Here is a 567-nt window from a genome sequence, read left to right on the forward strand (position 1 = left end):
AAAAGCACTGGCGTTTTTACCTTTTGGCTTCGCATGGTTTTTAGTACTGAAATGCCATCAAGTCCGGGCAGCATGATGTCCAAAATGACTGCGTCGTATTCGGTTCCTGCCATATAGTCGAAAGCATCTTTTCCGTCATGGCAAAAATCCACCGCATAACCCTCTGCCTTCAGGTGTTTGGCGACCGTCTGGCAAAGTCTTTTCTCATCTTCTACAATAAGTAATTTCATAATAGTTTTCTCCAAATCAGTTACACTAGAATTACACTTTTATTATATTTTATCTGTGAAAAAATACAAGTTTTTTTCAAGAATCCAAAAAAGAACCAAAAAATCTTGAATTCGTGATAAAATTGCAGGTGTAAAAATCTTGAATTCGTGAAATAAAGGAGATGAGGACATGAAAAGGAAGCTATATAACAAGATTTTAGAGTGGAAAGAAACTGATAAAGGACAGACTGCTTTGCTAATTGATGGCGCACGCCGCGTTGGCAAAAGTTATATTGCAGAGGCATTTGCTAAGGCAGAATACAAAAGCTATATTTTGATTGACTTTAACCACGTCAGC

The 567-nt window shown here is 37.4% G+C and carries 2 protein-coding genes; one reads left to right on the forward strand and one right to left on the reverse strand.

Annotated elements, in window-relative coordinates; genetic code table 11:
* Nucleotides 1–230, reverse strand: a 230-nt coding sequence (locus tag D1841_RS18380; RefSeq protein WP_166554400.1) for a response regulator, incomplete at its 3' end; no start/stop codon positions are given.
* A gap of 169 nt (nt 231–399) precedes the next feature.
* Between D1841_RS18380 and D1841_RS18385 the strand changes: the two genes are divergently transcribed.
* Nucleotides 400–567, forward strand: a 168-nt coding sequence (locus D1841_RS18385) for an AAA family ATPase (protein WP_166554401.1), incomplete at its 3' end; no start/stop codon positions are given.

This window comes from Neglectibacter sp. X4 (assembly GCF_009917365.1).
Lineage (GTDB): Bacteria > Bacillota > Clostridia > Oscillospirales > Acutalibacteraceae > Acutalibacter.